Origin of the sequence: Pantoea brenneri, assembly GCF_038594305.1 — a bacterium.
Taxonomy (GTDB): Bacteria; Pseudomonadota; Gammaproteobacteria; order Enterobacterales; family Enterobacteriaceae; genus Pantoea; species Pantoea brenneri.
The window spans coordinates 598,950-606,263 of sequence record NZ_JBCGBG010000002.1; the positions used below are offsets into that span (position 1 = coordinate 598,950).

Genomic DNA, 7,314 nt, shown 5'->3' on the forward strand with positions numbered 1-7,314 from the left:
AATGCAGAACAAACTGACTGCGATTCAGTCATTCATTCGCGTTGCCGAAGCGGGATCGTTTTCAGCAGCCGCACGGCAACACGGCCTGAAACAGTCGGCGATGAGTCAGCAGGTGGCGGCGCTCGAAGATGATCTGGGCGTGGTTTTGCTGCACAGAACTACGCGCGCGATGGCGTTAACCGAAGAGGGACAGCGTTATCTGCAACAGGTCAGGCAACTGTTACATGCCATGGATGAGCTGGAGCAGCAATTACGGCCGGGCTCGCAGCCGTTGCAGGGAAAGCTGCACATCCAGTTACCCAGCGGGCTGGGCCAGCGCTTTATGCCGCAGCTGCTGGCGTTTCAGCAGCAGCATCCGGCATTACAGCTCAAGGTGGCGCTTGACGATCGCTTGTCGGATCTGATTTCTGAAGGCGTCGATGTTGCCATCCGTCTCAGTGAAGCGCCACCGGCAGGCCTGGCTGTGCGCATGCTGGCCACGATTGAAACGGTGCTGGTGGCCTCCGCTGACTGGGTGGCGCAGCACGGGCAACCGCTGACGCCCGCCGATTTACAACGTCATCCTCACATTCGCTTCAGTGGCCTTCAGCCGGATGCGCCACTGCGGCTGGTCTCAGAAAAAGAGAGCGTGTCGCTTGCAGTGGAATGCGTCTTTCGCTCGAATAACAGTCACTCGCTGACAGAGGCTATTGAAGCCGGGCTGGGGATAGGCGGGATACAGAGGCTGATGGCCAGCGAGGCGCTGGCAGCCGGTAAGCTGGTCAGAATTTTGCCTGACTACCGGCTGCCGGACCGCTATCTCTATGCCATCTTTCCCGATGCACGCTTCATTCCGCAAAAGGTACGCCAGCTGGTGGGCTGTTTTGAGCAGAGGCTTGCCGCTTTGCAACAACAGACCCAACAGCGGCAGGATTAGCAGCTGGCACCGCACGACCGCCGCCTCCCCGACACATTCAGAAGATGACCCCTTTTCAGGGTTCAGAGGGCGTGGCAGGATAAGCGCAAAATGTTAAGGAGAGCGCCTGATGTTGCTGAAAGGTATGAACGATCCGCTGCTGAAAGCGTATCAGCATCCTAAATCACGGATGATGATTAGCCGTTTCAGAGGGCTGGCAGGCGATCGTAAACTCAGTGACTGGCAGGTATTTTGTATTCTGGTGACCGGATTTACCAATTACTGGTACGTACAGGCGGGTCATTTCAGCATAAACGTCAGTTGCAGCAAAACCCGGCAATTTGATTTCATGCAGGACTTTCTGCATGTTTCGGTGACGCTGGAAGGGTTGATTTGCGACGATAACTTCCGCTGTCCGGACTTCTTTTTGCCGCGTTACGATGTGCCTTATGAATTTTGCCGCTGGCGCAGCAAGCGAGGCTACGACTCCTCGCTGACCTATGTCAGTAACCACGGTGTGAAATCACATAAGGCTATCTTTGTCGCTTCAGATGACGCCGCAGATGAAGAGCGTGTGATGAAGTGGGAAGGGATGGTCAACGTCTATGATAAAACCTTTTTCTCGGTCGCCAACTTCAGTACCACACAGGCGTTCCTGGTCAAAGACATCACCAAAACGATTCACGAAGGCCTGGTGAAACATCTCAACTTCTACCGGGACTTATTCAGCTATATCTTTCCGTCCCCGGCGGCAGCACGACTGCAGGCGCGTGATGACAGACGCCTGCTGAACAAAATATAACCTGCCGTTTTCACCGCTGTATTGCGCAGCCAGCGGGCTGGGTATCTGGCGCTGTAATCTTCGCTGAATGTTGGAGCTCAGCGCTTTAATCAGCGTATGGCTCGCGGCTTGCCTGGTAATTTCGATCTGGAATTATTAACGGTGTAATTTATAGCTGTAATTTATTGCTGTAACTGATTGGGTCGATTATTTGATCGTTCGTGCTTCAGAGCGTGGCTTTCTGCCGGGTCATTATTGCCATTGCAGGTCAGATGAATTTTTACGTAATTGATAGCGGCTTAACGCCCGTTAACGGAAGCGTTAAACATAATCTCTTATCAATTATCCTCAGCTAATCAGTAACCTCTATCCTTAATATCGTCCCCGCCGATAGACAAAGCCGTGGGTACTGAAAATCTCATCCTTCAGATCAAGGGGAATTGAAAGCTAAACCTGTTAAATAACGTTGTCATATGATGATGTTTTATTTTAGAAAACGGTGTTAGTTGCTCTGTGAACTGTTGCAAAAAACAATGTAACGCATTTCATTAACACCAGGTTCCATTCGGGTAAGTGTGTTTGCATAGAGATTAGTTGGAGTTTCTGGCTAATCATGCCGCTGTTATTAAAATCTATTCCAATTCTGGAATGCGATATAAGGATGAAATGGAAATTAATGGGTTTCATTTGGCATTGCATGTTTTAAATTCGCTAATCTGTATTTAAAACTAAGTTAATGTGAGCAGCGGGATGTTGATCTGGATAGTCAGGTATAGGTCATGTTTTACATATGGATGTTTTATTATGCGCCTGTTTTTACTGGTTTTGTCTGCTGCGGTCATTTTACGTTGGTAGCGTGGTTTTATCTATTTGTGTGTTGTTTTACTTTGTTTTATGTAAAGCTTCTCTGGCTCGCCGATATTGATTCTTAATCTTTCCTTTAAACGGCTTCTGTAATAAAGTTCCTAATAACCTCCGATAACACCTGTACCGGTTAATCTCGCTGGTTTATCGGGGGCGTACTGATAAATGTATTTGCTTTACTCTGCCTGTAAATTTTTTGCAATGCATGGGTTGGCATTTTATCAAAGCCGATAAATCTGCTAAGCGTTAAGCTTTACCCTGTTTTGAATCGGGACTTTATATGCCTGCGGATTGATTAATCATTTAAGACACGCTTTTAAGACGTAACACAGCTTGCCCCACATATTGGATGGAACCTAACAAATTTAATTGGTGAAAAATGAGCTTGCAATTAATAATCAAAGACATCAAAGGCGATGTCATCACTAAACATACCTTAAACTCACATCAATCCCTGCAGGTCAATGTGCCTCAGCAGGCTGTGTCCTATGAAGTCCATAACAGTGACGGAAAACCGCCCAAAAAGATCAAAGCCGCAAAAGTTGACGATAAGTTCCAGTTCGAACTGGAAGATGCGGTTACCGGTGAGCATTACCAGATCATCCTCGACAATGTCGGTCAGACAGAAGCGCCAGTTATGCTCGCATCGGGCCCGGACGATGTCTTATATGCTTATGACTATGACGCCGCTGACGGTTTTTATACGCTGACATCAAATACGGTTGATGCCGCGAGTATCGATAATATGCTGCTTGCCGGTGGCGCGCTGGCAGGCGTTGCCGCATTAGCCGGCATTGCCATTTCCTCTCATTCGGGCGGCAAACATCACAGCTCCTCCTCTTCAGCCGCAACGAACCCGGATGACAACACCGGCGTCGTGGTTGATGACAATAACAGCAGCGATCCCGCAGTCGTGCCAGCAACCAAGCCGGTGCTGAGTGACGATGTGGGCAATCCAATTGCCGATGGCACCACGACCAATGACAGCACGCCGACCTTTGGCGGCGAAGGCATGCAGCCGGGTTCAACCGTGACCATCACCGATGGCGACACGGTAATCGGCGAAGTCACCGCGGGCGATGACGGTGAGTGGAGCTTCACGCCTGATCAGCCGCTGACGGACGGCGAGCATGCCATTGTGGTTGAAGGTACTGACGCCGAGGGGGATCAGGTCAGCGATGACGTCACCATTATTGTCGATACGGGAGAGGCTGAAGGTAATACAGAAGGCGAGACCGGTTCAGAACAAGGTGCTGGTGAAGCGGAAGGTGAAGCGGGTGCCGAAGAAGGTACCGGTGAATCAGAAGGTGAAGCGGGTGCTGAAGAAGGTACCGGTGAATCAGAAGGTGAAGCGGGTGCTGAAGAAGGTAATGGCGAACCTGAAGGCGAGACCGGATCAGAAGAAGGCACCGGCGAATCTGAAGGCGAAGCGGGTGCCGAAGAAGGTACCGGTGAACCAGAAGGTGAAACGGGTGCTGAAGAAGGTAATGGCGAACCAGAAGGCGAGACCGGTTCTGAAGAAGGTAATGGTGAACCAGAAGGCGAAACTGGCTCCGAAGAAGGCACCGGTGAATCTGAAGGCGAGACCGGCTCTGAAGAAGGCACTGGTGAATCCGAAGGCGAAACCGTTTCAGAAGAAGGTATCACGGCCCCGGTAATCACCGATGACGAAGGTAATCCGATTGCCGACGGCAGTACCACAACCGACAGCACGCCGTCCTTCGGCGGCGAAGGCATGCAGCCTGGCTCAACCGTGACCATCACCGATGGCGACACGGTGATCGGCGAAGTCACCGCGGGCGACGACGGCGAATGGAGCTTCACGCCTGATCAGCCGCTGACGGACGGCGAGCACGCCATTGTGGTCGACGGTACGGCCGCCGACGGCAGCACGGTCAGCGATGACGTCACCATTATTGTCGATGCGGGCACCGCTGAGGGTGAACCAGAAGGCGAGCCAGAAGGCGAAACTGGCTCTGAAGAAGGCACCGGTGAATCTGAAGGCGAGACCGGCTCTGAAGAAGAGATCACCAGACCGGTTATGACTGACGACGAAGGTAATGCGATTGCCGACGGCAGCACCACAACCGACAGCACGCCATCCTTCGGCGGTGAAGGTATGCAGCCGGGTTCAACCGTCACCATCACCGACGGCGACACGGTAATCGGCGAAGTCACCGCAGGCGACGACGGTGAGTGGAGCTTCACGCCTGATCAGCCTCTGGCGGATGGCGAGCACGCCATTGTGGTCGACGGTACGGCCGCCGACGGCAGCACGGTCAGCGATGACGTCACCATTATTGTCGATGCGGGCACCGCTGAGGGCGAACCAGAAGGCGAAACCGGTTCAGAAGAAGGCACCGGTGAACCAGAAGGCGAAACCGGCTCTGAAGAAGATACCAGACCGGTAATCACCGATGACGAAGGTAATGCGATTGCCGACGGCAGCACCACAACCGACAGCACGCCATCCTTCGGCGGTGAAGGCATGCAGCCGGGTTCAACCGTCACCATCACCGACGGCGACACGGTAATCGGCGAAGTGATCGCGGGCGATGACGGTGAGTGGAACTTCACACCGGATCAGCCGCTGGCGGATGGCGAGCACGCCATTGTGGTTGACGGCACGGCAGCAGATGGCAGCACGGTCAGCGATGACGTCACCATTATTGTCGATGCGGGCACCGCTGAAGGTGAACCAGAGGGCGAAACCGGTTCAGAAGAAGGCACCGGTGAACCAGAAGGCGAAACCGGTTCTGAAGAAGATACCAGACCGGTAATCACCGATGACGAAGGCAATCCGATTGCCGACGGCAGCACTACAACCGACAGCACGCCGTCCTTCGGCGGTGAAGGCATGCAGCCGGGCTCAACCGTGACCATCACCGACGGCGACACGGTGATCGGCGAAGTCACCGCGGGCGACGACGGTGAGTGGAGCTTCACGCCTGATCAGCCGCTGGCTGACGGCGAGCACGCCATTGTGGTCGACGGCACGGCAGCAGACGGCAGCACGGTCAGCGACGGGGTGAATATCGTTGTTGATGCGGGCACCGCTGAGGGCGAACCTGAGGGCGAACCAGAAGGTGAGACCGGTTCTGAAGAAGGCACTGGTGAACCTGAAGGCGAGACCGGATCAGAAGAAGAGATCACCAGACCGGTAATTACCGACGACGAAGGTAATCCGATTGCCGACGGCAGCACCACGACTGACACCACGCCGTCGTTCGGCGGCGAAGGCATGCAGCCGGGCTCAACCGTCACCATCACCGATGGCGACACGGTGATCGGCGAAGTGATCGCGGGCGACGACGGTGAGTGGAGCTTCACACCGGATCAGCCGCTGGCGGATGGCGAGCACGCCATTGTGGTTGACGGTACGGCCGCCGACGGCAGCACGGTCAGCGACGGTGTGAATATCGTTGTTGATGCGGGCACCGCTGAAGGTGAACCAGAAGGCGAAACCGGTTCAGAAGAAGGCACCGGTGAATCCGAAGGCGAAACCGGTTCAGAAGAAGGCACCGGTGAACCAGAAGGCGAAACTGGCTCCGAAGAAGGCACTGGTGAATCCGAAGGCGAAACCGGTTCAGAAGAAGGTATCACGGCCCCGGTAATCAGCGACGACGAAGGCAACCCGATTGCCGACGGCAGCACCACAACCGACAGCACGCCGTCCTTCGGCGGCGAAGGCATGCAGCCTGGCTCAACCGTGACCATCACCGATGGCGACACGGTGATCGGCGAAGTCACCGCGGGCGACGACGGCGAATGGAGCTTCACGCCTGATCAGCCGCTGACGGACGGCGAGCACGCCATTGTGGTCGACGGTACGGCCGCCGACGGCAGCACGGTCAGCGATGACGTCACCATTATTGTCGATGCGGGCACCGCTGAGGGTGAACCAGAAGGCGAAACCGGATCAGAAGAAGGCACCGGTGAACCTGAAGGCGAGACCGGTTCTGAAGAAGATACCACCAGACCGGTAATCAGCGACGATGAAGGCAATCCGATTGCCGACGGCAGTACCACGACTGACACCACGCCGTCGTTCGGCGGTGAAGGCATGCAGCCGGGCTCAACCGTCACCATCACCGATGGCGACACGGTGATCGGCGAAGTCACCGCGGGCGACGACGGTGAGTGGAGCTTCACGCCTGATCAGCCGCTGGCTGACGGCGAGCACGCCATTGTGGTCGACGGCACGGCCGCCGACGGCAGCACGGTCAGCGACGGTGTGAATATCGTTATTGATGCGGGCACCGCTGAGGGTGAACCTGAGGGCGAACCCGAAGGCGAGACCGGTTCAGAAGAAGGCACCGGTGAACCTGAAGGCGAAACCGGATCAGAAGAAGGTATCACGGCCCCGGTTATCACCGACGACGAAGGTAATCCGATTGCCGACGGCAGCACCACGACTGACACCACGCCGTCGTTCGGCGGTGAAGGCATGCAGCCGGGCTCAACCGTGACCATCACCGATGGCGACACGGTGATCGGCGAAGTCACCGCGGGCGACGACGGTGAGTGGAGCTTCACGCCTGATCAGCCGCTGGCTGACGGCGAGCACGCCATTGTGGTCGACGGCACGGCAGCAGATGGCAGCACGGTCAGCGACGGGGTGAATATCGTTGTTGATGCGGGCACCGCTGAGGGCGAACCTGAGGGCGAACCAGAAGGTGAGACCGGTTCTGAAGAAGGCACTGGTGAACCTGAAGGCGAGACCGGATCAGAAGAAGAGATCACCAGACCGGTAATTACCGACGACGAAGGTAAT

At 55.3% G+C, this 7,314-nt stretch carries 3 protein-coding genes; all 3 read left to right on the forward strand.

Features of this window, described 5'->3' with window-relative positions:
* Position 1 precedes the first annotated feature (1 nt).
* Positions 2 to 916, forward strand: a complete 915-nt coding sequence (locus tag AABB92_RS13620; RefSeq protein ID WP_046289547.1) for a LysR family transcriptional regulator — start codon at positions 2 to 4, stop codon at positions 914 to 916.
* A gap of 109 nt (positions 917 to 1,025) precedes the next feature.
* The gene (locus AABB92_RS13625; RefSeq protein WP_031375969.1) at positions 1,026 to 1,697 is read left to right on the forward strand and encodes a hypothetical protein; all 672 of its coding nucleotides are present in this window, start codon (positions 1,026 to 1,028) and stop codon (positions 1,695 to 1,697) included.
* Between the two features lie 1,324 nt (positions 1,698 to 3,021).
* Positions 3,022 to 7,314: Ig-like domain-containing protein (locus AABB92_RS13630; RefSeq protein WP_342560939.1), on the forward strand; the 4,293-nt coding region annotated here is incomplete at its 3' end.